The sequence below is a fragment of the Klenkia sp. PcliD-1-E genome (genome assembly GCF_024124375.1).
Taxonomy (GTDB): Bacteria; Actinomycetota; Actinomycetes; order Mycobacteriales; family Geodermatophilaceae; genus Klenkia.
This window is the reverse complement of the sequence record NZ_JAMXRZ010000062.1, coordinates 1-26,347: the sequence shown is the minus strand read 5'-3', so window position 1 is coordinate 26,347 and position 26,347 is coordinate 1. Positions and strand designations below refer to the sequence as shown.

23 protein-coding genes are annotated in these 26,347 nt (G+C 74.5%); 13 read left to right on the top strand and 10 right to left on the bottom strand.

What is annotated here, in order from left to right; all coding sequences use genetic code 11:
- Positions 1–927: serine/threonine-protein kinase (locus NH342_RS13490; RefSeq protein ID WP_253015393.1), on the bottom strand; the 927-nt coding region annotated here is incomplete at its 3' end.
- A gap of 120 nt (positions 928–1,047) precedes the next feature.
- Between NH342_RS13490 and NH342_RS13485 the strand changes: the two genes are divergently transcribed.
- From NH342_RS13485 to NH342_RS13475, 3 genes are read left to right on the top strand one after another with little or no spacing between them, the layout of a single operon-like run.
- A complete protein-coding gene (locus NH342_RS13485) occupies positions 1,048–2,292 on the top strand; it encodes an FAD-dependent oxidoreductase (RefSeq protein WP_253015392.1) in 1,245 nt (414 codons plus the stop codon).
- Between the two features lie 9 nt (positions 2,293–2,301).
- Positions 2,302–2,961 (top strand): lipoyl(octanoyl) transferase LipB, encoded by a 660-nt coding sequence (gene lipB / locus NH342_RS13480; RefSeq protein ID WP_253015391.1) that lies wholly within the window; start codon positions 2,302–2,304, stop codon positions 2,959–2,961.
- Positions 2,958–3,335 (top strand): PPOX class F420-dependent oxidoreductase, encoded by a 378-nt coding sequence (locus tag NH342_RS13475; RefSeq protein ID WP_253015390.1) that lies wholly within the window; start codon positions 2,958–2,960, stop codon positions 3,333–3,335. Before lipB ends, NH342_RS13475 begins: the two co-directional genes overlap by 4 nt.
- Positions 3,336–3,426: 91 nt before the next feature.
- Here the strand turns inward: NH342_RS13475 and leuS are convergent, their stop codons facing one another.
- Both leuS and NH342_RS13465 read right to left on the bottom strand, forming a co-directional pair.
- Complete coding sequence (leuS, locus tag NH342_RS13470; protein ID WP_253015389.1) at positions 3,427–6,279, bottom strand: leucine--tRNA ligase; 2,853 nt, start codon at positions 6,277–6,279, stop codon at positions 3,427–3,429.
- 136 nt (positions 6,280–6,415) lie between these two features.
- Positions 6,416–7,366 carry a YafY family protein gene (locus NH342_RS13465; RefSeq protein WP_253015388.1) on the bottom strand — a complete coding sequence of 317 codons (951 nt, stop codon included), beginning with the start codon at positions 7,364–7,366 and terminating at the stop codon, positions 6,416–6,418.
- A gap of 62 nt (positions 7,367–7,428) precedes the next feature.
- Here NH342_RS13465 and NH342_RS13460 point away from each other — a divergent pair, with 62 nt between their 5' ends.
- Positions 7,429–8,028, top strand: coding sequence for a TIGR03086 family metal-binding protein (locus NH342_RS13460; RefSeq protein ID WP_253015387.1), 600 nt, complete (start codon positions 7,429–7,431; stop codon positions 8,026–8,028).
- Here the strand turns inward: NH342_RS13460 and NH342_RS13455 are convergent.
- Positions 8,025–8,957: an LLM class F420-dependent oxidoreductase gene (locus tag NH342_RS13455; protein ID WP_253015386.1), complete on the bottom strand. Its 933-nt coding sequence runs from the start codon at positions 8,955–8,957 to the stop codon at positions 8,025–8,027. The genes NH342_RS13460 and NH342_RS13455 overlap by 4 nt on opposite strands.
- A gap of 117 nt (positions 8,958–9,074) precedes the next feature.
- Between NH342_RS13455 and NH342_RS13450 the strand changes: the two genes are divergently transcribed.
- The 4 genes from NH342_RS13450 (at position 9,075) to NH342_RS13435 (ending at position 13,410) form a co-directional block, all read left to right on the top strand.
- The gene (locus tag NH342_RS13450; RefSeq protein ID WP_253015385.1) at positions 9,075–10,427 is read left to right on the top strand and encodes a hypothetical protein; all 1,353 of its coding nucleotides are present in this window, start codon (positions 9,075–9,077) and stop codon (positions 10,425–10,427) included.
- A gap of 77 nt (positions 10,428–10,504) precedes the next feature.
- Positions 10,505–11,449 carry a lipoyl synthase gene (gene lipA, locus NH342_RS13445; RefSeq protein ID WP_253015384.1) on the top strand — a complete coding sequence of 315 codons (945 nt, stop codon included), beginning with the start codon at positions 10,505–10,507 and terminating at the stop codon, positions 11,447–11,449.
- Positions 11,450–11,485: 36 nt separating this feature from the next.
- Positions 11,486–12,268: a DUF4191 domain-containing protein gene (locus NH342_RS13440; protein ID WP_253015383.1), complete on the top strand. Its 783-nt coding sequence runs from the start codon at positions 11,486–11,488 to the stop codon at positions 12,266–12,268.
- A gap of 23 nt (positions 12,269–12,291) precedes the next feature.
- Entirely contained in the window at positions 12,292–13,410 is a 1,119-nt protein-coding gene (locus NH342_RS13435; RefSeq protein ID WP_253015382.1) for a PLP-dependent aminotransferase family protein, read from the top strand.
- Between the two features lie 3 nt (positions 13,411–13,413).
- On the opposite strand, the gene NH342_RS13430 is transcribed toward NH342_RS13435, so the two are convergent.
- Entirely contained in the window at positions 13,414–13,833 is a 420-nt protein-coding gene (locus NH342_RS13430; protein ID WP_253015381.1) for an RDD family protein, read from the bottom strand.
- Between the two features lie 124 nt (positions 13,834–13,957).
- Here NH342_RS13430 and glnA point away from each other — a divergent pair, with 124 nt between their 5' ends.
- The 4 genes from glnA to NH342_RS13405 all read left to right on the top strand — a co-directional run bounded on the left by glnA (position 13,958) and on the right by NH342_RS13405 (position 18,452).
- Positions 13,958–15,394, top strand: a complete 1,437-nt coding sequence (gene glnA, locus NH342_RS13425; RefSeq protein ID WP_253015380.1) for a type I glutamate--ammonia ligase — start codon at positions 13,958–13,960, stop codon at positions 15,392–15,394.
- A 127-nt stretch (positions 15,395–15,521) separates the two neighbouring features.
- Positions 15,522–17,063 (top strand): GAF domain-containing protein, encoded by a 1,542-nt coding sequence (locus NH342_RS23905; protein ID WP_308200655.1) that lies wholly within the window; start codon positions 15,522–15,524, stop codon positions 17,061–17,063.
- 148 nt (positions 17,064–17,211) lie between these two features.
- A complete protein-coding gene (locus NH342_RS13410) occupies positions 17,212–17,385 on the top strand; it encodes a hypothetical protein (RefSeq protein WP_253015379.1) in 174 nt (57 codons plus the stop codon).
- A 44-nt stretch (positions 17,386–17,429) separates the two neighbouring features.
- The gene (locus tag NH342_RS13405; RefSeq protein ID WP_253015378.1) at positions 17,430–18,452 is read left to right on the top strand and encodes an iron-containing redox enzyme family protein; all 1,023 of its coding nucleotides are present in this window, start codon (positions 17,430–17,432) and stop codon (positions 18,450–18,452) included.
- Here NH342_RS13405 and NH342_RS13400 read toward each other — a convergent pair.
- The 5 genes from NH342_RS13400 to NH342_RS13380 form a co-directional block, all read right to left on the bottom strand.
- On the bottom strand, positions 18,408–18,704 hold the full coding sequence (locus tag NH342_RS13400) for a CDGSH iron-sulfur domain-containing protein (protein ID WP_253015377.1): 297 nt from the start codon (positions 18,702–18,704) through the stop codon (positions 18,408–18,410). The two genes, NH342_RS13405 and NH342_RS13400, sit on opposite strands and share 45 nt — an antisense overlap.
- Positions 18,705–18,733: 29 nt before the next feature.
- Positions 18,734–19,849, bottom strand: a complete 1,116-nt coding sequence (locus NH342_RS13395; RefSeq protein ID WP_253015376.1) for an LLM class flavin-dependent oxidoreductase — start codon at positions 19,847–19,849, stop codon at positions 18,734–18,736.
- A 70-nt stretch (positions 19,850–19,919) separates the two neighbouring features.
- On the bottom strand, positions 19,920–23,006 hold the full coding sequence (locus NH342_RS13390; RefSeq protein ID WP_253015375.1) for a bifunctional [glutamine synthetase] adenylyltransferase/[glutamine synthetase]-adenylyl-L-tyrosine phosphorylase: 3,087 nt from the start codon (positions 23,004–23,006) through the stop codon (positions 19,920–19,922).
- Entirely contained in the window at positions 23,003–23,722 is a 720-nt protein-coding gene (locus NH342_RS13385) for a gamma-glutamyl-gamma-aminobutyrate hydrolase family protein (protein WP_253015374.1), read from the bottom strand. The genes NH342_RS13390 and NH342_RS13385 overlap by 4 nt, the downstream gene beginning before the upstream one ends.
- A 100-nt stretch (positions 23,723–23,822) precedes the next feature.
- Positions 23,823–25,163, bottom strand: coding sequence for a glutamine synthetase family protein (locus tag NH342_RS13380; protein WP_253015373.1), 1,341 nt, complete (start codon positions 25,161–25,163; stop codon positions 23,823–23,825).
- Between the two features lie 92 nt (positions 25,164–25,255).
- Here NH342_RS13380 and panB point away from each other — a divergent pair, with 92 nt between their 5' ends.
- A complete protein-coding gene (gene panB, locus NH342_RS13375) occupies positions 25,256–26,122 on the top strand; it encodes a 3-methyl-2-oxobutanoate hydroxymethyltransferase (RefSeq protein WP_305884907.1) in 867 nt (288 codons plus the stop codon).
- The last annotated feature ends 225 nt before the right edge of the window (positions 26,123–26,347 follow it).

The following is a 26,347-nucleotide window of genomic DNA, read 5'->3' as shown; positions in this document are numbered from 1 at the left end:
CGCCCCGGGGCGACGGCGGACCTGGTGGGTCAGCTCGGTGCGCGGCACGTGGCCGGTGCGGGCCAGCGCGGTGGGGTCCACCCCGGGTGCGGGCAGCGCGATCCGCTCGGGCCGGCAGGCGTGCCGCAGGTCCAGGGCGAAGGCCGCCGCCGTGCCCCGCAGGTGGGGGTGCGGCGACAGGCCCCGCTGCACGACGGCGACCAGCTCGGCGGGTGCCTCCGGCGCCAGCAGCGCCAGGTCGGGCAGCTCCCCGGACGCCGCGACCACGACCGTCTGCCCGGGGCCTGCCGCGTTCCAGGGTGGGATGCCGGTGAGGGCGTGGAACGCCGCTGCGGCCACGCCGAAGACGTCCGACGCCGGCCCCGGTGCGCCGCCCCGGGCGACCACCGGGTCGACGTAGGGCGGGGTGACCGCGCCGCTGCCCGGCTCACCGACCGCCCGGGCCACCCCGAGGTCGGTGAGCACTGGACGGCCCTCGTCGGTCAGCACGACGTTGCCCGGGGACAGGTCGCCGTGCACGATCCCGCGGTCGTGCACGTGCGCCAGCGCCGCCGCGACCGGGGCCACGGCGGTCACGACCTCCCCCGGGCGCAGCCGCCCCCGCCGGGCCAGCAGCTGCGCGAGGCTGCCGCCGGCCAGCAGGTCGAGCACCAGCGCGACCTGCTCCCCGTCCTTCGTCCGTCGGCGCACGACCTCGTGCAGCCGGACCAGGTGCGGGTGGTCGAGGCGGGCCAGGACCTCGGCCTCCCGCACCTGCTGCTCGGGGTCACCCCGGTGCAGCACCTTGACCGCGACGGGCGCCCCGCCGCGGCGCGGGCGGGCCCGCCACACCTCCCCCGACCCGCCGCGCCCGAGCCGCTCCTCCAGGACGTAGCCGGGCACCACGGGGCAGCGGTCCGGGGTGGTCAGGGGTTCTCGGTCGGGCACGGGGCGCACGGTAGGTCGACACGACGACGGCCGGCGGAGTTGTCCACAGGCAGTACGGCTGTCCACAGCGCAGGCCGCCTCGACAGGTCGGCGGCGGCGCACCGGCCTAGGTTCAGCGGCATGCCGCTCCCCCCACGTGCCGAGGTCGTCGTCGTCGGGGCGGGCCTGGCCGGGCTGTCCGCGGCGGTCCGGCTGGCCGCTGCCGGTGCCGACGTCCACGTGGTCGACGCGGCCGACCACCCCGGTGGCCGGCTCAGCACGCAGGTCGTCGACGGGTTCACCGTCGACCGCGGGTTCCAGGTGCTCAACACCGGCTACCCGCGCACGGCCGCCGACCTCGACCTGCCGGCGCTGGACCTCGGCTGGTTCTGGACCGGCGCGGTGGTGCGGGTCGACGGCCGCGAGCACCGCGTGGTCGACCCCCGCCGCCACCCGGGTGCCACCGTCGACACGGTGCGGGCCCCGCTCGGCGGGCTCCTGCACGAGGCCGCCGTCGGGGCGTTCTCCGCGCGGGCGGGGTACCTGCCCGTCGACCGGCTGCTCGCCGTGCCCGAACGCAGCGCCGAGCAGGCGCTGCGCCGGGCCCGGGTCGGGGGCGAGGCCCTGGAGCGGTTCTTCCGCCCCTTCCTGTCCGGGGTCCTGCTGGAGTCCGAGCTGGCCACCTCCAGCCACTACCTGGACCTGGTCTGGCGCAGCTTCGTGCGAGGCCGGATCGGCCTGCCCGCCCGCGGCATGCAGGCCGTCGGCGAGCAGTTGGCCGACCGGCTGCCCGCCGCCGCCCGGCACTGGGGGACCGAGGTCCTGGAGGTCTCCGGCTGCCAGGTGCGCACGGCCGACGGCACCACCAGCGCCGGCGCCGTGGTGGTCGCCACCGACCCCGGTACCGCCTCCCGGCTGCTACCCGGCCTCGAGGCCTCGGCACCCCGTCAGGTCACCACGCACCTGCACGTGCTGCCGTCCTCGCCCCGCGGCGTCCCGCTGGTGGTGCTGGGCGAACCCGGTGGACAGCTCGTCAACTCGGTGGTCGTCTCCGACGCCCAGCCCGCCTACAGCCCCGACGACCGGGCACTGGTCGCCAGCTCGACCCTCGCCCCCACCCGGGAGGCCGAGATCCGGGCGGAGGTCGCCCGGGCCCAGGGGGTGGCCACGACCGACCTGGAGCACCTGACCAGCGTCACCGTGACCGGGGCGCAGCCCGCCGCGGTCCCGCCGCTGCAGCACCGCCGGCCGGTCGACCTGGGCGAGGGCCTGTTCGTGTGCGGCGACCACCGCGACACCCCGTCCATCCAGGGCGCGATGGCCAGCGGTGCCCGCACGGCCCGGGCGGTCCTGCGGCGCCTCCGCCCCGCGGTCGCGCAGGCATAGGCTGGGCCGGTGAGCGAACTGCGGGTGGTGCGGGCGGGTCTCGTCGAGTACCAGGAGGCGTGGGACCGCCAGCGGGCCGTCCACGCCGAGGTGGTCGAGGGCAGCAGCCCCGACACCATGCTGCTGCTGGAGCACCCGGCGGTCTACACCGCCGGCAAGCGCACCGAGCCGCACGAGCGCCCGCAGGACGGCACCCCCGTGGTGGACGTCGACCGCGGCGGCAAGATCACCTGGCACGGTCCGGGTCAGCTGGTCGGGTACCCGATCGTCAAGCTCCCGGACCCCGTCGACGTGGTCGCCCACGTGCGCCGCATGGAGGTCGCGCTGATCGCCGTGTGCGCCCGGTTCGGCATCGCGGCCGAGCAGGTGGAGGGCCGCAGCGGCGCGTGGGTCCGCGCCGGTTACCAGCCCGGGGTCGGTCCGCAGCCCGACCGCAAGATCGCCGCGATCGGTGTCCGGGTCTCCCGCGGGGTGACCATGCACGGTTTCGCGCTCAACTGCGACCCCGACCTGACCGCCGGGTTCGGCGGCATCATCCCGTGCGGCATCACCGATGCCGGCGTGACCTCGCTGTCCGCCGAGCTCGGCCGCGACGTGCCGGTCGCCGAGGCGATCGACGCGGTCGAGGAGGAGATGCGGGCGGTGCTCACCGCCGTCCCGGCCCGGTGAGCGCCCTCCCCGACAGCCGCTACGTCAGCCTGACCACGTTCCGCAGGTCCGGCGTCGCCGTCCCCACCCCGGTGTGGGCCGCCCCCGACGGCGCGGACCTGGTGGTCTGGACCCGCGCGGACTCCGGCAAGGTCAAGCGGCTGCGGCACACCAGCCGGGTCACCGTGGCGCCTTGCGACGTCCGCGGCAACGTGCAGGGCGACGCCGTCGAGGCGCAGGCCCGGCTGCTGCCGCCGGAGGAGTGGCCGACCGCGCTGCGGGCACTGGCCCGCCGCTACGGCTGGCAGTGGCGGATCACCTACGGCGCCGGCCGGCTGGTCGGCATCCTGCGCCGCCGCGAGCGCCGCGCCGTCATCCGCATCTCCCCCGCCTGACCCCCGGCACCGAAGTCTGTCCCCCTGCACCAGATCTGGCGCAGGAGGACGGAGTTCGATCAACCTCACTGATCGACGCTGGGACGCAGCCTCAGTTGGCGACGACGTTGACCAGACGACCGGGCACCGCGACCACCTTGCGCACCGTCTTGCCGACCAGCAGCTCCGCGATCCGGGCGTCGGCCAGGGCGGCGGCCTCCAGGGCGGCGGCGTCGGCGTCGGCCGCGACGTCCAGCTGGGCCCGCACCTTGCCGTTGACCTGCACCGCGATCTGCACGGTGTCGTCGACCAGGTAGGCCGGGTCCGCCACCGGGAAGGCCGCCCACGCCGAGGACGAGGTGTGCCCCAGCCGCGCCCACAGCTCCTCCGCCAGGTGCGGGGCCAGCGGCGCGACCAGCAGGGTCAGCCACTCGCAGACCTGCCGCGGCACCGGCCCGGACTGCCCGTACACCTGGGTCAGGTGGTTGGTCAGCTCGGTGGTGCGGGCGATGGCGATGTTGAACCGCAGCGTGGTCATCCCGTCGCGCACGCCGTCCACGGCCCGGTGCAGCACCTTCAGGGTGTCGGTGGCGACCTCGTCGTCGGTCGCCCGGACCTCGCCGGTCTCCTCGTCGACCACGACCCGCCAGATGCGCTGCAGCAGCCGCTGGGACCCCACGACCGCCTTGGTCTCCCACGGCCGGGACTGCTCCAGCGGGCCGGTGGACATCTCGTACACCCGGAAGGTGTCGGCGCCGTAGGCCCCGATCATCTCGTCAGGGGTGACCATGTTCTTCAGGCTCTTGCCGATCTTGCCGTACTCGCGGTTGACCGGCTGCCCCTCGAACAAGAAGGCCCCGTCCTTCTCGACCACCTCGGCCGCGGGCACGTAGAACCCGCGGGCGTCGGTGTAGGCGTAGGCGGAGATGTAGCCCTGGTTGACCAGCCGGCGGAACGGCTCCTCCGAGGACACGTGGCCCAGGTCGAACAGCACCTTGTGCCAGAACCGGGCGTACAGCAGGTGCAGCACCGCGTGCTCGACGCCGCCGACGTACAGGTCGACCCCGCCGACGTCGCCCTCGCCGCGCGGGCCCATCCAGTAGGCCTCCAGCTCGGGGTCGACGAACCGCTCGTCGTCGCCCGGGTCCAGGTAGCGCAGGTAGTACCAGCACGACCCGGCCCAGTTGGGCATCGTGTTGGTCTCCCGGCGGTACTCCCGCGGCCCGTCGCCCAGGTCCAGGGTGACCGTCGTCCACTCGGTGGCGCGGGACAGCGGCGGCTCCGGGGAGGACGTCGCGTCGTCGTCGGCGAACGTCGTCGGGGAGTAGTCGTCGACGTCGGGCAGCAGCACCGGCAGCTGGTCGGCGGGGACGGCGACCGGCAGGTCGGCGTCCGGGCCGTCGACGGCGTAGACGACCGGGAACGGCTCGCCCCAGTAGCGCTGGCGGCTGAACAGCCAGTCGCGCAGCTTGTAGGTGGTGGTGGCCTCGCCGTGCCCGTGCTCGACCAGCCAGTCGGTGACCGCGGCGATCGCCTCGGCCTTGTCCAGGCCGTCCAGCTGCACGTGCTCGTTCGAGCTGTTGATCATCGGCCCGGCGCCGGTGTACGCACCGCCCTCGAACCCTTCCGGCGGCTGCACGGTGCGCACCACCGGCAGGCCGAAGACGTCGGCGAACTCGAAGTCGCGGGTGTCCTCGCCGGGCACGGCCATGATCGCGCCGGTGCCGTAGCCGGTCAGCACGTAGTCGGCGATGAACACCGGCAGCTCGCGGCCGGTCAGCGGGTTGGTGGCGTACGAGCCGGTGAACACACCGGTCTTGTCCCGACCCTCGGCCTGCCGGTCCAGCTCGGAGCGGCGCGAGGCCTGCAGCTGGTAGGCATCGACCGCCTCCGCCGGGCTCGCCGCGCCGCCGGTCCAGCGCGGGTCGGTGCCGTCGGGCCAGGTGTCCGCGGTCAGCGACGCCACCAGCGGGTGCTCGGGGGCCAGCACCAGGTAGGTCGCACCGAACAGGGTGTCGGGCCTGGTGGTGAACACCTCGACGTCGCCGAACCGGACCCGGGCACCGCGTGAGCGGCCGATCCAGTTGCGCTGCATCTGCTTCAGCGAGTCCGACCAGTCCAGCCGGTCCAGGTCGGCCAGCAGCCGCTCGGAGTAGGCGGTGATCCGCATCATCCACTGGGTCAGCGGACGCCGGAAGACCGGGAAGTTGCCGCGCTCGGAGCGGCCGTCCGCGGTGACCTCCTCGTTGCTCAGCACCGTGCCCAGCCCCGGGCACCAGTTGACCGGGGCCTGGTTCAGGTAGGCCAGCCGGTGGGCGTCGACGACGCGGTGCCGCTCCACCTCGTCCAGCGATGCCCAGTCGCGGCCCTCGGGCATGGTGCCGGGGTCCGGCTGCCGGGTGCCGGCGTCCAGCTCGGCGACCAGCTCGTCGACCGGGCGGGCCTTGCCCGCGGCGTCGTCGAACCAGGCCCCGAAGATCTGGGTGAAGATCCACTGCGTCCACCGGTAGTAGCCCGGGTCGATCGTGGCGAAGGTGCGGCGGCGGTCGTGGTCGACGCCCAGCCGGCGCAGCTGCGCCGAGATCGCGGCGATGTTGGCCTCGGTCGTCACGCGGGGGTGCTGGCCGGTCTGCACGGCGTACTGCTCGGCGGGCAGGCCGAAGGCGTCGTAGCCCATCGGGTGCAGCACGTTGCGCCCGTCCATGCGCAGGAACCGGCTGGTGACGTCGGTGCCCAGGTAGCCCAGCGGGTGCCCGACGTGCAGCCCCGCCCCCGAGGGGTAGGGGAACATGTCCATCAGGAACGCCTTGGGCCGGTCGGCGACCCGGTCGAACCCCTCGCTGAGCGCACCGGTCGGGTTGGGCGTGTGGAAGGTGCCCTCGGCCTCCCAGCGGTCCTGCCAGGCCAGCTCGATCTGCTGGGCCAGCTCCGGGGTGTACCGGTGCGGGGGGACGGTCTCGCTCATCGCTGCAGGCTCCTGGGTGTCGCGGCCGGTGGTGGGCATGAAAAAACCCCTCACGCAGGAGGGGTCGCCGTGCTGACGTGCGGGGAGCGGGTCAGCACGGCCTCGGAAGGAGCAGTCCACCGGACATGCCCGCAGGCTACCCCGGACCGGGGCCGGAGCCGTACCGGGAATGCAGGTCGGCGGCCAGCCGGGCGAGCTGCGCCCGGGCGGCGGGGTCGGTGAACTCCAGCTGCGACCCGAACCCGGCGAGCTCGAGCGCGACCACCTCGGCCACCGGTCCGAGGACGACGGCCGGCACACGGCCGTCCGGGCCGGGTGCACCCACGTCGACCAGGCGGTGGGCGAGCAGCCACCGAAGCCGCGGCAGGGCCGGGGGGTCGACCAGCACCCGGGTGCGCTCGACGTGCCGTTGCTGCTCGAACTCGCTGCGCCGGGCGGCCCAGGCCCGGCGCAGGTCGAAGCCCTCGGGACGGCGGGCCGGGGCACCGGTGGGGCGGGCGTCGACCACCCGGTCGAGCCGGAAGGTGCGCTCCCCCGCCGCCGTGCCGGCGAGCAGGTACCAGCGACCGTCCTTGTTCACCACGCCGAGCGGGTCGACGGTGCGGGTGCTGGCCGTACCCCGGCTGCGGTAGTCCACCTCCACCTGCTCGCCGTCGACGACCGCGCGCAGCAGCACCGGCAGAGTCACCGGTTCCGGCGCCGGCTCGGCGCCCCAGGAGGCTGCGTCGACCAGGACGGCGTCCGCGGCCCGTTCGGCATCGGCCCGCCACTGCGCCGGCAGTGCGGCCAGCAGCTTGCGCAGCCCGGCCCGGGCGGCCGGGGTGTCCCCGCCGCCGGCACCGAGGAACAGCGCCCGGGCCTCGCCGGCGGTCAACCCGGTCAGGTCGGTGCGGGCCCCGCCGACCAGCGACCAGCCCCCGCCCTTGCCGGCGGTGCTGTAGACGGGCACCCCGGCCAGCGCGAGCGCCTCGAGGTCCCGGCGGGCGGTGCGCGGGGAGATCTCCAGCTCGGCGGCCACCTGGCCCGCCGTCACCGTGCCGCGCCGCTGCAGCAGCAGGAGGACGGCGATGAGGCGGTCGGCACGCACGCCCCGGATCCTGCCCGCAGAAGTGGCCAGGAGGTGGCCACGTCACCCGCGATGGTGGGTCCATGACCGACACGACGTCCGCCCCGGACCCCCGCCCCGCCTTCACCGCCGCCGTCCGCGCCGCCCTCCCGGTGGCTCTGCGCGTACCCGCCGAGCGCCTGTCCCGGCCCACCCCGTGCGAGGACTTCGACGTCGCCACGCTGCGGGGCCACCTGCTGACCGTGTTCCTCCGCGTGGCCCACGTCGGCCGCGGCGGCGCCCCGTTCGACCTGCCGCACGTGACCACCGACGTCCCCGACGTGGACGCCGCCCTGCAGCGGGCCGCCGACGACGCCGTGGCGGTGTGGTCCGACCCCGACCTGCTCGACCGGACGCTCACCCACCCGGCCGGTCCGATGCCCGGCCGGGCGCTGCTGGCCACCTACACCGGCGAGGTGCTCACCCACGCCTGGGACCTCGGGGTCTCCCTCGGCCGCCCGGTCGCCGTCGCCGACGACGTCGTCGCGGCCGGGGCGGCCCCGTCACGGCGGATCCTGCCCCCGGGACGGCGCCCGGCGGAGTTCCCGTTCGGCGACGAGGTGCCGGCCCCGGAGGACGCCACGCCGCTGGAGGCCCTCGTCGCCTGGCTGGGTCGTGACCCCCGCTGGACCCCCGCCACCTAGGCGAGCTGCGGGGCCACCTGGGCCGCGACCAGGTCCAGGTGGTCCAGGTCGGCGAGGTCGAGCACCTGCAGGTACACCCGGGTGGCCCCCGCCTCGGCGAACCGGCCCAGGGTGTCCACCGCCTGCGCCGGCGACCCGGCCACGCCGGCGGCCACCAGCTCCTCGACGTCCCGCCCGATCGACGCCGCGCGCCGGGCCAGCTCGGCGTCGGTGGCCCCGACGCAGAGCACCAGGGCCGAGCTGAAGGTCATCGTCGCCGGGTCGCGGTCGGCCTCGGCGCAGGCAGCCCGGACGCCGTCGAACAGGCGCGCGGCGTCGGGGGCGGAGGCGAACGGGGTGTTGAACTCGGTGGCGTACCGGGCGGCCAGGGCGGGTGTGCGCTTGGCGCCGCGGCCGCCGACCAGCACGGGGATGCCGCCGTCCTGCACCGGCTTGGGCAGCGCCGGGGAGTCGGTGACCGCGTAGTGCTCGCCGGCGAAGGAGAAGGTCTCCCCCGGCGGCGTCGACCACAGACCGGTGATCACCGCGAGCTGCTCGGCGTAGCGGTCGAACCGCTCGCCCAGCGACGGGAACGGGATGCCGTAGGCGGTGTGCTCGGCCTCGAACCAGCCCGACCCCAGCCCCAGCTCCACCCGGCCGCCGCTCATCTGGTCGACCTGGGCCACCGAGATCGCCAGCGGCCCGGGGAACCGGAAGGTGCCCGCGGTCATCAGCGTCCCCAGCCGGATGGTGCTGGTCTCCCGGGCCAGCCCGGCCAGGGTCAGCCACGCATCCGTCGGGCCGGGCAGCCCGTCCCCGCCCCCCATGGCCAGGTAGTGGTCGGATCGGAAGAAGGCGTCGAAGCCGGTCTCCTCGGCGCGGCGGGCGACGGCCAGGAGGTCGTCGTAGGTGGCGCCCTGCTGGGGCTCGGTGAACACGCGCAGCTGCATGCGCCCAGGCTCGCAGCCCCGTCCCCGCCCTGCAGGTCGTCGTCACAGGCTCTCGGGGTGTGGCCCGGCAGGGATGCGGGCAGGATGGCGCGAGACGATCAACCCGGAGGTGCGTAGGTGTTCCGCAAGAAGAGCCATGCCCAGGTCATCGGCGAAGAGCTGCAGGAGGGCCTCGCGCACATCGGCTCGGCGGTCAGCGAGGCGGGGCGGGCCACCGCCGAGCACCTCGGGCCGCGCTACGAGGCCGCCGCGAAGAGTGCGCACAAGACCCTCGAGAAGGACGTCGCCCCCCGTGTCGAGGCCGCCGTCGCCGCGGTGGCGCCCCGGCTCGAGGCCGCCCGCGACGCGCTGGAGCCCCAGCTGAAGAACGCCCAGAAGGTCTACGAGAAGGACGTCGTCCCCCGCCTGGAGGCCGCCCGCGACGCGGCCGCCGCCGGCGTGGCCACCGCGGTCGCCACGGCCGGGCCCAAGCTCGCCGAGGCCCGCGACACGGCCGGCCCGAAGCTCGGGGCCGCCGCCAGGAACGCGCAGAAGACCCTGGAGAAGGACGTCGCCCCGCGGGTGCAGGCCGCCGTCCTGCCCCGGTACGAGGCCGCCCGCGACGCCGCCGTCCCGGCGCTGGCGCATGCCCGGGAGTCCGTCGTCGCCACCCTGGAGTCCGCCCGCGGCGAGCTCGGGACCGCCGCGGCCGCCGCCGGCGGCACCGTCGCCACCGCTGCCGAGCGGGGCGAGAAGCGCACCCGCGCAGCGCGCAAGGAGGCCGCGAAGAAGGCCGAGCAGCTGCAGAAGGACGCCGCCAAGCGGGCCAAGGTCGCGAAGAAGCAGGTCAGCGACGGTCGCTCCGACGCCGTCGCCGCCGCCGAGGCCGCCCGCGACGTCGCCGCCGCCCGGGTCGCGGAGCTGCGCGCGGCCGCCGAGGCCAACCGCAAGGCGGTCGGCAAGAAGGCCGAGAAGCTGTCGAAGAAGGCCGAGAAGCGGCGCAAGAAGCTGGCCAGGACCACGGCCAAGGCCACCAAGGACGCCCGCAAGCAGACCCTGTCGACCACCCACGAACTGGCCCAGCGGATCGGCGTGGAGAAGAAGCCGCGGCGCTGGCCGTGGCTGCTGGTCGCCCTCGGCGTCGGCGGGGTGGCCTTCGCCGCCGTCCGCCGGGCGACCGCGGGCGACGACCCGTGGACCCCTGCGCCCACCGGCGACGGCCCGGTGCCCACCTACCGGGAGGACCCCGTGCCCAGCAGCCCCAGCACCACCGACGACCCCGCCGACGAGTCGGTCGAGCCCACCCACGGCGGCGAGGCGGTCTCCACCGCCGAGGACGCCCCCGGCGACGCCACCCCGGAGGGCTCCGACCTCGGCTGGCGCGACGGCGAGCACCACGACGCCCAGTCGACCTCGCCCGACGCCGCGCCCCAGGTCAACCCGGTCCCGACCGAGGAGACGCTGAACAAGCCGCCGCTGGGCCGCGAGTAGCAGGACCTCGTCACACCGCCCGAGGGGGCGTCCCGGCCGACCGCCGGGGCGCCCCCTCGGCGCGTACCGTGGGGATCATGAGCGCGACGATCGAGCCGGCCGGGCGCAAGCTGCTGCGCCTGGAGGTCCGCAACTCCCAGACCCCGATCGAGCGCAAGCCCGACTGGATCAAGACCCGGCTGCGGACCGGCCCTGAGTACACCGAGCTCAAGTCGCTGGTCAAGCGCGAGGGCCTGCACACCGTGTGCGAGGAGGCCGGCTGCCCCAACATCTACGAGTGCTGGGAGGACCGCGAGGCCACCTTCCTCATCGGTGGCGACCAGTGCACCCGGCGCTGCGACTTCTGCCAGATCGACACCGGCAAGCCCGCGGAGTTCGACCGCGACGAGCCCCGCCGGGTGGCCGAGAGCGTCGCGACGATGCAGCTGAAGTACGCCACCGTCACCGGCGTCGCCCGCGACGACCTCGAGGACGGCGGCGCCTGGCTCTACGCCGAGACCGTCCGGCAGATCCACGCCCAGGTCGAGGGCTGCGGCGTCGAGCTGCTCATCCCCGACTTCAACGCCGACCCCGACCAGCTGGCCGAGGTCTTCTCCTCCCGGCCCGAGGTCCTGGCGCACAACGTCGAGACCGTGCCGCGCATCTTCAAGCGGATCCGCCCCGGCTTCCGCTTCGAGCGGTCGCTGGCCGTCATCACCGCCGCCCGCGAGGCCGGCCTGGTCACCAAGTCCAACCTGATCCTGGGCATGGGCGAGGAGCCGCACGAGGTCACCGAGACCATGCAGGCCCTGCACGACGCCGGCTGCGACCTGCTCACCATCACCCAGTACCTGCGCCCCAGCCCCCGGCACCACCCCGTCGTCCGGTGGGTCAAGCCCGAGGAGTTCGTGGACTTCTCGGCCCAGGCCGAGGAGATCGGGTTCGCCGGGGTGCTCGGCGGACCCCTGGTGCGCAGCTCCTACCGCGCCGGCCGGCTCTACCAGCAGGCCATCGCCGCCCGCGGGCTCACCCCGGCCTCCTGACCCGGGGGGCCGTCGCCGGGGCATATCCTGGGTGGCATGGCCCGCAGCAAGTCCACAGACGCCCCCACCCCCGCGACCAAGCCGGGGAAGGGCGAGAAGGCGGCCAAGCTCGGCAAGGACGGCAAGCCCAAGGTGGGCCGGCTGACCAAGGTCAGGACGACGCTGAAGCAGGTCGGGCAGGCCTACACGCTGACCTACAAGAACGACCCCAAGCTGCCCTGGTACATGTTGATCGCCTTCGTGGTGGTCGCCGCGGTCGTCGAGCTCATCGCGATCCTCCTCAGCGCCCCGCTGCTGTTCATCCCGATCGCCGTGCTCCTGGGAGCCCTCGCCGCGCTGGTCGTGTTCAGCCGCCGCGCGCAGGGCTCGGCGTACCGGCAGGTCGAGGGCCAGCCCGGTGCCGCCGCGTGGGTGCTCGAGGGCATGCGCGGTGACTGGCGGGTCTCCTCGGGCGTCGCCGGCACTCCGCAGCTGGATGCCGTGCACCGCGTGCTCGGCCGCCCCGGCATCATCCTGGTCGCCGAGGGCAACCCGCAGCGGGTACGGGGGCTCATCGCCCAGGAGAAGCGGCGGATCGCCAAGGTGGTCGGCGACACTCCGATCTACGACATCACCGTGGGCGACGACGAAGGCCAGGTCCCGCTGAAGAAGCTGTCCTCCCACGTGATGAAGCTGCCGCGCAACCTCGACGGCGCCGAGGTCAACAGCCTGGGCAAGCGGATGAACGCCCTCGGCGGCGCCCGGATGCCCATCCCCGGCGGGCCGATGCCCGGTGGCCGGCAGATGACGGTCAGCCAGCGCCAGATGCGCCGCCGCTGACGGCATCGGGGAGACTGTCCGCCGTGACCAGCTCTCCCGCCGTCCGCCCGGTCTCCTTCGCGCGTGGCGCGCCGTCCACCGACATCGTCGACGTCGAGGGCCTGACGCAGGCCGCCACCGACGCCTTCGCCGCTGACCCGGCCGGGATGACCGGGTACGGCACCGCGGTGGGGTACCCGCCGCTGCGGCAGTGGATCGCGGACAAGCACGGCGTCCCGGTCGACCACGTGCTGGTCACCAACGGCTCCATGCAGGCCGACGCCTTCCTCTTCGACGAGCTGGTGACGCCGGGCACCGCGGTGCTGGCCGAGCGGCCCACCTACGACCGCACGCTGCTGGGTCTGCGCCAGCGCGGTGCCGACGTCCGGCTGGTGACGCTGGAGGAGGACGGCATCGCCGTCGACGAGGTCGCGCAGCTGCTCGCCGAGGGCCTCCGGCCGGCGCTGGCGCACGTCATCCCCACCTTCCAGAACCCGGCCGGGTACACCCTGTCGCTGGCCAAGCGGGAGCGGCTGTTGGAGCTGGCCCGCGAGCACGGGTTCCTGGTCTTCGAGGACGACCCCTACGTCGACGTCCGGTTCAGCGGTGAGCCGCTGCCGCGGATGCTGGAGCTCGACGGCGGCGCGGCCAGCGAGCACGTGGTCTACGCCTGCTCGTTCTCCAAGACCATCTGCCCGGGCATCCGGGTGGGCTACCTGGTCGGCCCGCCGGCGCTCATCGCGAAGGTCCGGGTCCGGGCCACCAACACCTACATCGCACCGGGCATGGTGGCCCAGGGCATCGTGCACGCCTACCTGACCGGCGAGCGCTTCCCCGCCGCGCTCGAGCGGGTGAAGGCGGCGCTGGCCGAGCGGGTCGGTGCCCTGGACACCGCGCTGCGCTCGCACCTGCCCGAGGCCACCTTCCGGCGTCCCGAGGGTGGCTACTTCCTGTGGGTCTCGCTGCCCGCCGACGCCGGGCACGACGTCGCCCGCATCGTCACCGAGGCCGCCGACCGGGGCGTGGCCATCGTGGCCGGCACCGACTTCCTGCTCGAGGGCGGCGAGAACTCCTTCCGGCTGGCCTACTCCGCGGTCCCGGCCGAGGACGTCGAGGACGGCGTCCGGCGGCTGGCCGAGGCGGTGCACGCCGCCCGGGGGTGAGGCTCAGACTCGCCGGATGACCGCGGTCTGCGTGAGCCGGTCGTGCAGACCACGGCCGTCGCCGTCCACGATCAATGCGGGGACGAGCACCATCAGCAGCGCGGTGCGGACGACGGCCCGCCAGACGGCCACGCGCTCCCCCTGCCGGGGGTGGGCCAGCTGCAGGCCCAGCAGCGCGTGCCCGGGCGTGCGGCCGACCAGCACCAACGACACCACGGTGATCACGCCGAAGGTCAGCAGGCTCCAGTTGCGAGGCAGCCCCTGCACGGCGAGGGCGGCCACGACGGCGGCCACCAGGGCGTCGACGAGGAAGGCCACCACGCGGGTGCCGAAGGGTGCGATCGAGCCCGGGCCGTCGCCGGGCAGCCCCAGCGCCGCCCCCTTGACCCGGCTCTGGGAGGGTGTGCTCTCGTCCCCGGCCATGCGGCCAGCGTAGGCGCGCGACACGCCGGGGCCGCTGTAACGGATCGGAAACACACGGGACACCGGCGGGCAACCGCCCGCTCGTAGGTTCCGGCTCGGCCGTCCGCCCACTCCCGGAGGATCGATGTTCAACTCTCCCGACGAGGTCACGAAGTACATCCAGGACAACGACGTCAAGTTCGTCGACGTCCGGTTCTGCGACCTCCCCGGCGTCATGCAGCACTTCACCATCCCCGCGGAGACCTTCGGCGAGGACACCTTCGCCGACGGGCTCGGCTTCGACGGCTCCTCGATCCGCGGCTTCCAGGCCATCAACGAGTCGGACATGCTGCTGCTGCCCGACGCGAACAGCGCCTTCGTGGACCCGTTCCGCACCTACAAGACGCTGAACGTCAACTTCTTCATCCACGACCCGATCACCCGGGAGTCCTACTCCCGCGACCCGCGGAACGTGGCGAAGAAGGCCGAGGCCTACCTGGCCAGCTCCGGCATCGCCGACACCGCCTACTTCGGCCCCGAGGCCGAGTTCTACGTCTTCGACTCGGTCCGCCACGACACCGGGATCAACGAGGGCTACTACCACATCGACTCGGTCGAGGGTTCCTGGAACTCCGGTTCGGCGACCGGGGAGAACGGCGTCGGCCCCAACCTGGGCTACAAGACCCGGATGAAGGGCGGCTACTTCCCGGTCGAGCCCTACGACCACCACAGCGACCTGCGCGCGGCCATGATGACCAACCTGGCCAACGCGGGCCTCGAGCTCGAGCGCGGCCACCACGAGGTGGGCACCGGCGGGCAGGCCGAGATCAACTACAAGTTCGACACCCTGCTGCGGTCGGCCGACAGCCTGATGCTGTTCAAGTACATCATCAAGAACACCGCCTGGGCGCACGGCAAGACCGCCACCTTCATGCCCAAGCCGCTGTTCGGCGACAACGGGTCGGGCATGCACTGCCACCAGTCGCTGTGGAAGGACGGCCAGCCGCTGTTCGCCGCCGAGACCGGCTACGCGGGCCTGTCCGACACCGCCCGGCACTACATCGGCGGCCTGCTCAAGCACGCCCCGTCGCTGCTGGCCTTCACCAACCCCACGGTGAACAGCTACCACCGCCTGGTGCCGGGCTTCGAGGCCCCGATCAACCTGGTCTACTCCGCGCGCAACCGCTCGGCCTGCTGCCGCATCCCGATCTCGGGCGACAACCCGAAGGCCAAGCGCATCGAGTTCCGCGTGCCCGACCCGTCGGCCAACCCCTACCTCGCCTTCTCGGCGATGCTGATGGCCGGCCTCGACGGCATCAAGAACAAGATCGAGCCGCCGGCGCCGGTCGACAAGGACCTCTACGAGCTGCCGCCCGAGGAGGCCATGGGCATCGACAAGGTGCCCGCGTCGCTGGACGCCGTCCTCGACCGGCTGGAGGTCGACCACGACTACCTGCTCGACGGTGGCGTGTTCACCCCCGACCTGATCGAGACCTGGATCGAGTACAAGCGGGACAACGAGATCACCCCGATCCGGCTGCGCCCGCACCCGCACGAGTTCGCCATGTACTACGACATCTGATCCACGTCGTCCCGACGGCCCCCGACTTCACCGAGGTCGGGGGCCGTCGCCGTCCCCGGGGATGTACCGAACCGGAACGGTTTCTGCCGATAGGACGGGTACCGACCGCCCGTCCGCAGGAGGACCCGTGTTCCGCAGCCCCGCCCCCCTCTCGGCGGCGCCCGAGATGCCGCAGGACGTCGAGGCGATCGAGAAGGTCATCGAGGTCCTCGACGAGGGCATCGCGAGCGAGACCGACGGGCACGTCAAGATCGTCACCTCGCTGGTCGGCTCGCTGCGCCTGGCCTACGGCGCCGCCTGGATGGTCGAGGGCGACCGGGTGGTCCTGGTCAGCGAGGCCGGCCCGATGGCCCGGGCGATGGCGGCCGCCCCGGGCACCGTCGGGGAGTCCGCGCCGGCCGACGCCGGGTACACCGGCGAGGCGATCCGCACCCGCCGCCCGGTGCTGGTCGACGCCGGCAGCGACGGCACCGTGTGCCTGCGCTGGGCCGCGGCGCACCGCGCCGGCGCACGCCACGGAGCGGTGGTGCCGCTGGTCGAGGACGACCGCGTGGTGGCGCTGCACGAGTACTACAGCGACGCCGAGCTGCCCTTCTTCGGCGGCCGCGCCGAGAAGTGGCGGACGTTGAGCCGGCTGGCCGCGCACGCCCGCCGGGCAGCGCTGGCAGCTGCCCGGCTGCAGGAGACCGTCGACGACCGGGGCGCGGTGACCGAGGTGGTGACCAGCGTCGCCGCCGCGACCGACCGGGCATCCGCACTGCGCGCGGCGCTGGAGACGGTGCGCTCCGCCTTCGGCTGGGCCTACGGGTCCTACTGGGCGATGGACCCCGTCGACCGGGTGCTGCGGTTCGAGTTCGAGTCCGGGTCGGCCGGACCGGAGTTCCGCGAGGTCACCCTGGCCGCGAGCTTCGCGGAGGGCGTCGGCCTGTCCGGGCGCGCGTGGCGGGCCCGGGACCTGGTGTTCGTGGCCAACCTGGCGGACCTGACCGACTGCGTGCGGGCCCCTGCCGCGCAGCGGGCCGGCGTCCGCTCGGGGGTCTGCTTCCCGGTCGTGGTGGGGGGTGAGGTCATGGGCACGATGGACTTCTTCAGCACCCAGACCATCGCGCTGTCGGAGTCGAGGGGCTCTGCCCTGCGCAACGTCGCCCAGCTGGTCTCCCAGCGGCTGGAGGTGCTCCGCCGGGTCGAGGACGACGCCGCCAACGCCCGCGCGCTGTCGGAGACGATCGGGCGGCTGCGGGAGGCCGGCCACGACGCCGGCCGGGTCGCCGCGGCCGCGGTCGCACAGGCGTCCTCGATGACCGCCGAGGTGGACGCCCTCGCCCAGGCCTCGGCCGCGGTCGGGGAGGTCATCGCCATCATCAGCCGGATCGCCGACCAGACCAACCTGCTGGCGCTCAACGCCACCATCGAGGCCGCCCGGGCCGGGGAGCTGGGCCGGGGGTTCGCGGTGGTGGCCAACGAGGTCAAGGAGCTGGCCCGGGAGACCGCCGGGGCGACGAAGCGGGTGGCCGACCAGATCACCGGCATGCAGGAGACGACCCGCTCGGTGGCCGACGGCATCCTGGCCACGAGCACCGAGATCAGCCGGCTGGGTGCGGTGCAGGCCCGGATGGACGAGGTGCTCGAGGAGCAGGCCCGGATGGCGGCGGCGTTCGACACCTGGTGAGCCCGGCCTGGACGGCGCCCCGGGGACCCGTCCAGGACGACGGCACGACTGCACCGACCTGCCGCTGCAGCTGGGCACAGTTCGCCGATGAGTCGACACGTCGACCCCGGGTAACTTCGAGTGCACACCCAATCACGAGGAGCTAGGAATGACCCGCACCGCCACGCGCACCAGCCGCCCCGAGCTGCTCGCCCTGGACGAGTGCGCGTGCGGTCCCGCCGGCTGCTCGCTCACCGGCCCCTGCCTGGAGGCCGCGCTCGCCGACGAGCGGTTCGCCGTCCGCCCGGTCCGCCGCCGGCAGGACCTGCGCATCGCCTCCTGACCGGGTGAGGTTCCAGACCCCCTCCCCCGGGGCAAGGGACCACGGTGCCTCTCCCCACCCCGCGCGGCCCGCTGTCCGCGGCGCTCGTCGCCGACCTGACCACCGACGCGCTGCGTCCCCGCACGCTGGCGCTGGCCGACCAGGTCGCCGCCACCCCGGTGCCGCTCGCCGACGACGACCTGCAGGTCGCCCTCTACACCTGCTACGAGCTGCACTACCGCGGGTTCCCCGAGGTCGACGACCGCTGGGAGTGGGACCCGCAGCTGCTCGCCCTGCGCGCGGTCCTGGAGACCGCCTTCGAGGTGGCCCTGCGCGAGGCCGCCGCGCCGTGGGTGCGGCTGTGCCCCGAGGGCCCGGTCGACCGGCAGCTGGCCGCGATGGTGGCCGCGGACGACGGCCCGTCGCTGTCGGCGCACATGGCCAAGCAGGCCGACGAGGCCCAGTGGGCCGAGTTCCTCACCCTGCGCTCGGTCTACCACCTCAAGGAGGCCGACCCGCACACCTGGGCCATCCCCCGCGTGGCCGGCCGGGCCAAGGCGGCGCTGGTCGAGATCCAGGCCGACGAGTACGGCGGCGGCTCGCCCACCCGCATGCACTCCGCCCTCTTCGCCCGGGTGATGCGGGCCTTCGGCCTCGACGACACGCACGGCGCGCACGTCGACGCCGCCCCGGCCGAGACGCTGGCGACCCTCAACGCGATGAGCATGCTGGGCCTGCACCGTCGGCTGCGCGGCGCCGTGGTCGGCCACCTGGCGCTGATCGAGATGACCTCGACCGCGCCGAGCCGCCGCTACGCCTCCGGGTTGCGTCGGCTGGGCAAGGGCGAGGACGCCACGCTGTTCTACGACGAGCACGTGGAGGCCGACGCGGTGCACGAGCAGGTCGCCTCGGTGGACATGTGCGGGTCGCTGGTCGCCGACGAGCCGGAGCTGCGGGACGACGTCCTGCTGGGTGCGGCGGTCGCGCTGGAGCTGGAGTCCCGCGCCGGCGCCCGGGTGCTGCAGGAGTGGAGGGCGGGCCGGTCAGCCCTGCTGCCCCGCCCCGCCCTCCGGGACGTCGCCGTCTGAGGCCTCCAGCTCGGCCAGCCGCTGGCTGGGCCGGCTGCTGCGCGGCGCGCTCGGCGCGGAGAAGCCGGTCCGGGCGTGGCTGCCGTCGCAGAAGGGCTTGAGCCCGGACTTGCCGCACCGGCACAGCGCGACGACGTCGCGGCCGGGGTCGAACTCGACGCCGTCGGCGTCGACGAGCCGGAAGTCGCCCCGCACGACCAGGGGGCCGTCGCGGTAGGGGGTGATGGTCGCGGGCTCACGCTGGTCGGGCACCGCTCACCCCTGCCCCGGCGCGGAGGGGCTCAACCGGTCCCGCCCAGCACGGCATCGCGCCGGGCGACCTCCTCGCGCACCAGCGGGATGACGTACCGGCCGACGTCGACCGCGTCGCCGAGCAGGTCGTAGCCGCGCATGGAGATGATGTCGACACCCAGGTCGACGTAGTCCAGCAGCGCCGCCGCCACCGTCTCCGGCGTGCCGACCAGCGCGTTGGAGTTGCCCGCTCCCCCACTGGCCTTGGCCGTCGGCGTCCACAGCGCGCGGTCGAACCGCTCCCCGCGCTCGGCGATCTCCAGCAGCCGCTGCGAGCCGGCGTTCTCCGGCCCGGACGCCGGGGGCCGGCTGATCGACAGCGGGGAGCGGCCGGTGCCGGTGCGCATGGCCTCGATGCGGGCGACGGTGCGGTGCGCCTTCTCCCAGGCCAGCTCCTCGGTGGGGGCGATGATGGGTCGGAAGGCCACCTGGATGCGCGGCATGGTGGCGCGGCCGGCGGCCCGGGCTGCGGCGTGCACCCGTTCGATCTGCGCCGCGGTCTCGGCCAGCGGCTCGCCCCACAGCGCGTACACGTCGGCCTCGGCGCCGCCGACGGCGTAGGCCGCCTCCGACGAGCCGCCGAAGGACAGGTCCGGGCGCGGCTGCTGCACGGGGAAGGTGTCGGAGACGAAGTCGGCGAACCGGTAGTGCTCGCCGTCCCAGTCGAAGGGCTCGTGCGACGTCCAGGCCCTCTTGACGATCTGCATGTACTCCCGGGTCCGGGCGTACCGGGCGTCCTTGGTGAGGTAGTCGCCCTCGCGCCGCTGCTCCGCGTCGGTGCCTCCGGTGATGACGTGCACGGTCAGCCGGCCCTCGCCGATCTGGTCCAGCGTGGCGAAGGTCTTGGCCGCGAAGGTCGGGTAGCTGACGTTCGGCCGGTGGGCCAGCAGCACCTGCAGGGTGTCGGTGTGCGCAAGCAGCCACGCGGCGGCCGCGGACGGCTCGGGCGCACCGGAGCCGTAGGCGAACAGCACCCGGTCCCAGCCGAAGTCCTCGTGCGCCCGGCCCAGCCGGACGGTGTACTCCTTGTCGAAGCTGCCCCCCGACCGCGTCGTGGTCTCCGAGCCGTCGTTGGTCGCGGCGATCCCCAGGAACTCGATCGGCACGGTGGCACCCTTCGCTCGTCGGTCGTCCTGCTGGGTCCCAGCGGCCAGTGCCGGGGGTCTGTTCCCGGGCTCAGTCGTCGGTGTGGCCGTAGAAGACCCGCTCCACGACCGCCCGGGCGTGCCGGGTGGCCCGGCGGTAGTCGTCGACGAACTCACCCGGGTCGGCGTCGGCGGGGTAGCCGCTGGCCCGCGCGACACCCGAGAGCTCCAGCCCGGGCCGGGGCAGCTGGTCCCCGGCCCGGCCGCGCACCAGGAACACGGCGTTGCGGGCGCGGCTGGCCCGCTCCCACGCCTCCCGCAGCACCGTCACGTCGGCGCCGGGGAGCAGCCCGGCCTCGCCCAGCGCCGCCAGCGCGTCGATGGTCGGGGTGACCCGCAGCGCCGGGTGGGCGTGGGCGTGCTCCAGCTGCAGCAGCTGCACGGTCCACTCCACGTCGGCCAGCCCGCCGCGGCCCAGCTTGGTGTGCGTGGCCGGGTCGGCGCCGCGCGGCAGCCGCTCGCTCTCCACCCGGGCCTTGATCCGCCGGATCTCGGCGACCTGGGCGTCGGTGAGCCCCTCGGCCGGCCAGCGCAGCGGGTCGACCAGGTCGCAGAACTGCCGGCCCAGCTCGACGTCCCCGGCCACGGGCTCCGCGCGCAGCAGCGCCTGCACCTCCCACACCGAGACCCAGCGCTGGTAGTACTCGGCGAAGGCGGACAGGCTGCGCGACAGGGACCCCTGCCGGCCCTCGGGGCGCAGGTTGGCGTCGACCTCGAACGCCGGGTCGGGTGCCGGCTCGGCCAGCAACCGGCGCAGCGCGTGCGCGATCTGGTTGGCCGCGGCGGCCGCCCGCGACTCGTCGGCCCCCGGGCGCACCCGGTGCACGAAGAGCACGTCGGCGTCCGAGCCGTAGCTCATCTCCCGCCCCCCGAGCCGGCCCATGCCGATGACGGCGATGTCCACCGGCACCTGGTCGGCGGGCACCGTGGCCTCGGCCGCCCAGGTGCGCACGGCGGCGTCCAGCCCGGCCTCCAGGGTGGCGACGGCGACGTCGCGCAGCGCCACCCCGACGCCGACGACGTCCAGCAGGCCGAGCAGGTCGGCGCAGGCGATCCGCAGCAGCTCGGTGCGGCGCAGCCCGCGCAGCACCCGCACGCCCTCGGCGGCGTCCCCGGCCCGCGCCACCGACTGGCGCCAGGCCGAGGTCAGCGCGGCCACCGGGCGGGGCACCAGCTCCTCGTCGCGGGCCAGCAGCCGCAGCGCCTCGGGGGTGCGGGTCAGCAGGCCGGCGACGTACTGCGAGGAACCGAGCAGCAGCGCCAGCCGCTCGGCGACCTGGCCCTCGTCGCGCAGCAGCCGCAGGAACCACTGGTTGCCGCCGAGGGCCTCGGACACCTGCCGGTAGGCCAGCAACCCGGCGTCGGGGTCGGCGGCCGAGGCCAGGGTCTGCAGCACCACCGGCAGCAGGTAGCGCTGCATCGACGCCGACCGCGACACCCCGCCGGTCAGCGCGCCCAGGTGCCGCAGCGCGCCGTCCGGGTCGGCGAACCCCAGCGCGCGCAGCCACACCCCGGCGGCCTCGGACCCCAGCGCCAGCTGCTCGCCCGGCACCCGCGCCACCGCCGACAGCAGCGGCCGGTAGAACAGCTTCTCGTGGATCCGCCGCACCTCGCGGGTGTGCAGGGCCAGCTCGGCGCGCAGCACCGCGACGGCGTCCCCGCGGTGGTCGGGCTTGTAGCCCAGCGAACGGGCCAGCCAGCGCAGCTGCACCTCGTCGGTGGGCAGCAGGTGGGTCCGCCGCAGCCGCAGCAGCTGCAGCCGGTGCTCCACGGTGCGCAGGAAGCGGTAGGAGGCGGCGAGCACGGCGGCGTCCTCGCGGCCGACGTAGCCGCCCACCGACAGCGAGAGCAACCCGGGCAGCGTGCCCCCGGTGCGCAGGGTGACGTCGACGCGGCCGTGCACCAGCTGCAGCAGCTGCACGCTGAACTCGACGTCGCGCAGCCCGCCGCGGCCCAGCTTGAGCTCCCGGCCGGCCTGGGCCGGCGGGACCAGGGACTCCACCCGGCGGCGCATCGCCTGCACCTCGGCGACGAAGCCGGGCCGGTCGCCGGCCTTCCAGACGAGGGGGAACAGCGCGTCGACGTACTCCCGGCACAGGGACGGGTCGCCGGCCACGCCGCGCATCTTCAGCAGCGCCTGGAACTCCCAGGTGCTGGCCCACTGCTCGTAGTAGGCCACGTGGCCGGCCAGGGTGCGCACCAGCTGGCCGGCCTTGCCCTCGGGCCGCAGCGCCGCATCGACCTCCCAGGCGGCCTCCTTGCAGACCCGCATGAGGGTCGAGCAGACCTTGGCCGCGGTCGCGACGGCCTCGGCGTCGTCCGCCCCGTCGAGGGGCTCGGCGACGAACACGACGTCGACGTCGCTGACGTAGTTCAGCTCCCGGCCGCCGCACTTGCCCAGGCCGATGACGGCGATCCGGCAGTGCGGTGCACCCGGTGGCTGGTCGGCGACGGCCAGGGCGAGCCCGGCGACCAGCACGGCACCGGCCAGGTCGGCCAGCTCCCCGGCCACCTCGTCGGCGCTCAGTCCGCCGCCGAGGTCGCGACCGGCCACCGACAGCACGGCCCGCAGGTAGGCCCGCCGCAGGTCGCGGACGCGCGACACGTCGGAGTCCGGCGCCGGCGTGCCCAGCCCCACGCCCCACGGCGGGTCGTCGGGGTCGGCACCGACCGCGCGCAGCATCTGCTGCTCCAGCGACAGCGGGGTGGGCCGCACCGGGCCGGCGTCGGTGTCCAGCACGGTCCAGTCCTCGGGGTGGGCGACCAGGTGGTCGTCCAGGCCGGCGCTGGCGCCGAGGACGGCGAGCAGCTGGCTGCGCAGGTTCGCCGAGCCGCGCAGCCGGGACAGCAGGTGGGCGGCGAGCTCGCCGCCGGGGTCCTCCCGGTCGAGGGCCTCGACCAGCCGGGCGAGGGTGAGCACGGCGAGGTCGGGGTCGCCGGCCCGGGCCAGCGCGGACACCACCGGGGCGGCCTCGGGGTCGGCGGGCTCGTTGCGGTCGAGGTCCCACAGGCCCAGCTCCGGCGAGGCCAGCAACCGCGCGACCCGCTCGCCGTCCTCGAAGCCGAACCGGACCAGCCGGACGACGGCGCGGCGCGGGACCTCGACCGGGTCGGTCACGCGCGGGCGCGGGCGCGCACGACGTCGGCGAACCGGCCGGCGAAGGGCGCCCAGACCTCGGCCAGGTCCGGGTGCGCGGCCGCGGCCCGGGCACTGACCTCCGCGACGTCCAGCCCGGTGGACGCGACGCCGACCGGGTCGTGCGCGGCCCAGGACGCGGCGATCTCCGGGGTGGTCTCGATGTGGAACTGCAGGCCGTAGACCGCCGTCCCGAGGCGGTAGGCCTGCACGTCGCACACGGGGTTGGCGGCCAGCACGACCGCCCCGCCGGGCAGCCGCTCGACCTCGTCGTGGTGCCAGGCGACGACGTCGGGCGAGAGCGGGACCCCGGCGAACACCGGGTCGGTGTCGGCGGCGTCCCGGCGGGCGACCAGGGTGGCCCCCACCTCGGGGCCGTCGGGCCGCACCCGGGTGGAGCCGCCGGCGGCCTGGGCCAGCAGCTGCGCGCCCAGGCAGATGGCCAGGGTCGGCACGTCGTCGGCGGCGGCCTGCGCCAGCAGCGAGCGCACCGGGGCGAGCTCGGTGGCCCCCTCGTCGAGGGAGGACTGCGGGCCGCCGAGCACCAGCAGGCCGTCGTGCCCGGACAGGTCGGTGGGCACCGGGTCACCGGCGTCCAGGTGCCGCTCGTCGAGCTCCAGGCCGGCCCCGGTGAGCCACTCCCCCAGCCGGGCCGGCGGGTCGGTGTCGGAGGGGACGACGACGAGCAGACGGGTCACGCCCAGGAGCCTAGATTCCGGTCGGACCGGCTCCCTCGCAGGGACCCGCGGCGTGCGGAGCGCGTCGTGGGGGGCGAGGGGGTCCTTCTCCTACAAAGCCTCAGAGGCCGGGGAGGTAGCGCTGGAGCTCGAAGGGGGTCACGTTGCGGCGGTAGGAGTTGAACTCCTCCCACTTGTTGCGCAGGAAGAACTCGTAGACGTGCTCGCCGAGGGTCTCGGCGACCAGCTCGCTGCCCTCCATCGCGCCCAGCGCCTCGCCCAGGCTCACCGGCAGGTCCTCGTACCCGGCCGCGCGACGCTCGGTGTCGGTGAGCGACCAGACGTCGTCCTCGGCCTCGGGCGGGAGCTCGTAGCCCTCCTCGATGCCCTTCAGGCCCGCGGCGAGCAGCACCGCGAAGGTCAGGTAGGGGTTGCAGGCGCTGTCGGGCGAGCGGACCTCGACCCGCGCCGAGTTGGCCTTGGACGGCTTGTAGGAGGGCAGCCGCACCAGGGCCGAGCGGTTGGCCTTGCCCCAGGTGGCCGCGGTGGGGGCCTCGGTGCCGGCCAGCAGCCGCCGGTAGGAGTTCACCGTCTGGTTGGTGACGGCGGTGACCTCGCGGGCGTGCCGCAGCAGCCCGGCGATGAACTGCTTGGCCGTGGTCGACAGCCGCATGGGGTCCGCGGGGTCGTGGAAGGCGTTGCGGTCGCCCTCGAACAGCGACAGGTGGGTGTGCATCGCCGAGCCGGCCAGGTCGGTGAACGGCTTGGGCATGAAGGTGGCGTGCACGCCCTGGGCGAGCGCGACCTCCCGGACGACGTGCCGCAGGGTCATGATGTTGTCGGCCATCGACAGCGCGTCGGCGTAGCGCAGGTCGATCTCCTGCTGGCCCGGCGCGACCTCGTGGTGGCTGAACTCCACCGAGATGCCCATGGCCTCCAGCGCGAAGACGGCCTCGCGGCGGAAGTCGTGCGCCACGTTGTGCGTGGACAGGTCGAAGTAGCCGCCGGTGTCGGCGGGGGTCGGCGGCGTCCCGTCGTCGGGGAGGTCCTTGAGCAGGAAGAACTCGATCTCGGGGTGGGTGTAGAAGGTGAACCCCATGTCGGCGGCCTTGCCCAGCGCCCGGCGCAGCACGTGCCGCGGGTCGGCCCACGAGGGGCTGCCGTCGGGCAGCGTGATGTCGCAGAACATCCGCGCGGTCTCGCTGGCCCCGCCCTTGGCCGAGGGCATCACCTGGAAGGTGCCGGGGTCGGGCTTGGCGAGCATGTCGGACTCGTAGACCCGGGCGAAGCCCTCGATGGCCGAGCCGTCGAAGCCGATGCCCTCGGCGAAGGCGGCCTCGATCTCGGCCGGGGCCACCGCGACGGCCTTGAGGTAGCCGGAGACGTCGGTGAACCAGAGCCGGACGAACCGGATGTCGCGCTCTTCCAGGGTGCGCAGGACGAACTCCTGCTGGCGGTCCATGCTGGGCATCCTGTCTCCCGGTGGTGTCGGGCGGGTTACGACACCCGGGAGCCTGCCTCCTCGGGGTGGTCGCCCCCACGCCGGGGTGGAGGATGGGCGCCGTGACCACGCCGTCGTCGTCCTCCCCCAGCTCCGAGCCGGTCCTCTACGGCGGGGGCTCCCCCACCGCGCGGGTGCGGATCCACCACCTGCAGCAGGCCAAGGCCGACGGCGACCGGTGGGCGATGCTCACCGCCTACGACACCTACTCGGCGCGGGTGTTCGAGGAGGCCGGCATCCCGGTGCTGCTGGTCGGGGACTCCGCGGGCAACGTGGTGCTCGGCCACTCCTCGACCGTGCCGGTGACCGTGGAGGACCTGCTGGTCTTCACCAAGGCGGTGACCCGGTCCACCTCGCGGGCGCTGGTCGTGGCCGACCTGCCCTTCGGGTCCTACGAGGCATCGCCGGAGCAGGCCTTCACCACCGCGGTGCGGATGATGAAGGAGGGCGGCGCGCAGGCGGTGAAGCTCGAGGGCGGCGCCCGGGTGGCGCCGCAGGTGAAGCTGCTGGCCGAGAACGGCATCCCGGTGATGGGGCACGTCGGGTTCACCCCGCAGTCCGAGCACGCGCTGGGCGGGTTCCGGGTGCAGGGCCGCGGCGACGCGGCCGACCAGGTGCTGGCCGATGCCCGCGCGGTGGCCGACGCGGGGGCCTTCGCCGTCGTCCTGGAGATGGTCCCGGCCGACGTGGCCGCCCGGGTGACCGCCGAGCTGGCCGTGCCGACGGTGGGCATCGGTGCGGGTGTCGGCTGCGACGCGCAGGTGCTGGTCTGGCCGGACATGGCCGGGCTCAACGGCGGCCGGGTGCCGAAGTTCGTGAAGAAGTACGCCGACCTGCGGGGCGAGCTGCTGCGGGCTGCGCAGGAGTACGCAGCGGAGGTGCGCAGCGGCGCCTTCCCCGGCCCGGAGCACAGTTTCTGACCCGATCGGGTGGTTCAGCTGAACTGGACCGTCCGCAATGCCGATCCTCCTGCGCACGGGAACGACCCCTGGAGGAGAGCTGCATGAAGATCGACCGCACCGCTGTCATCGGCGTCGCCTCGGGCGTCGTGTTCCTGGCCGCCGTCGTCGGCGGCGTCGCCGCCAACGCCGCGCCGGGTGACCCGGGGACGGCACCGGTGGCGACGACGGCCGAGACCGCGGCCG

Coding starts and splice junctions, on each gene's coding strand:
- NH342_RS13485 (WP_253015392.1), top strand. CDS start 1,048: ATGCCGCTCCCCCCACGTGCCGAGGTCGTCGTCGTCGGGGCGGGCCTG.
- leuS (WP_253015389.1), bottom strand. CDS start 6,279: ATGAGCGAGACCGTCCCCCCGCACCGGTACACCCCGGAGCTGGCCCAG.
- NH342_RS13460 (WP_253015387.1), top strand. CDS start 7,429: ATGACCGACACGACGTCCGCCCCGGACCCCCGCCCCGCCTTCACCGCC.
- NH342_RS13455 (WP_253015386.1), bottom strand. CDS start 8,957: ATGCAGCTGCGCGTGTTCACCGAGCCCCAGCAGGGCGCCACCTACGAC.
- lipA (WP_253015384.1), top strand. CDS start 10,505: ATGAGCGCGACGATCGAGCCGGCCGGGCGCAAGCTGCTGCGCCTGGAG.
- NH342_RS13440 (WP_253015383.1), top strand. CDS start 11,486: ATGGCCCGCAGCAAGTCCACAGACGCCCCCACCCCCGCGACCAAGCCG.
- NH342_RS13430 (WP_253015381.1), bottom strand. CDS start 13,833: ATGGCCGGGGACGAGAGCACACCCTCCCAGAGCCGGGTCAAGGGGGCG.
- glnA (WP_253015380.1), top strand. CDS start 13,958: ATGTTCAACTCTCCCGACGAGGTCACGAAGTACATCCAGGACAACGAC.
- NH342_RS13410 (WP_253015379.1), top strand. CDS start 17,212: ATGACCCGCACCGCCACGCGCACCAGCCGCCCCGAGCTGCTCGCCCTG.
- NH342_RS13380 (WP_253015373.1), bottom strand. CDS start 25,163: ATGGACCGCCAGCAGGAGTTCGTCCTGCGCACCCTGGAAGAGCGCGAC.
- panB (WP_305884907.1), top strand. CDS start 25,256: ATGGGCGCCGTGACCACGCCGTCGTCGTCCTCCCCCAGCTCCGAGCCG.